Raw genomic sequence first — 526 nt, 5'->3', positions numbered from 1 at the left:
ATCGAGTTCTTGAAGGAGGGGCTGGTATTCACCGGCGAGGACTCGCCGATGGCCAACCTGATGCTGTCGGTAATGGGGGCCTTCGCTGAGTTCGAGCGCGCTCTGATCCGTGAGCGGCAGCGCGAGGGTATCGCCCTGGCCAAGCAGCGCGGCGCGTACCGGGGCCGCAAGAAGGCCCTGTCCGACGAGCAGACTGTTACCCTGCGGCAGCGGGCGGCGGCAGGTGAGCCCAAGGCGCAGCTCGCCCGCGAGTTCAACATCAGCCGCGAAACTCTCTACCAGTACCTCCGCACGGACGACTGACACATGCCGCGTCGCTTGATCCTCTCGGCCACGGAGCGGGACACCCTGCTCGCGCTGCCGGAAAGCCAGGATGACCTGATCCGCTACTACACCTTCAACGATTCCGACCTGTCACTGATCCGCCAGCGGCGCGGCGACGCCAACCGTCTGGGCTTTGCGGTGCAACTCTGCCTGCTGCGCTACCCCGGCTATGCGTTGGGCACTGACAGCGAGCTGCCCGAAC

At 65.8% G+C, this 526-nt stretch carries 2 protein-coding genes; both read left to right on the top strand.

Annotated elements, in window-relative coordinates:
* Positions 1–303, top strand: a 303-nt coding sequence (locus ACZRKZ_RS27780) for a helix-turn-helix domain-containing protein (protein WP_463983204.1), incomplete at its 5' end; no start/stop codon positions are given.
* Between the two features lie 3 nt (positions 304–306).
* On the top strand, positions 307–526 hold a 220-nt coding region (locus ACZRKZ_RS27775; protein WP_435951425.1), incomplete at its 3' end, for a DUF4158 domain-containing protein.

The sequence above is a fragment of the Pseudomonas sp. c313 genome (assembly GCF_055407145.1).
The sequence above is the reverse complement of the archived record's forward strand: the minus strand, read 5'-3'. Positions and strand labels throughout refer to the sequence as shown.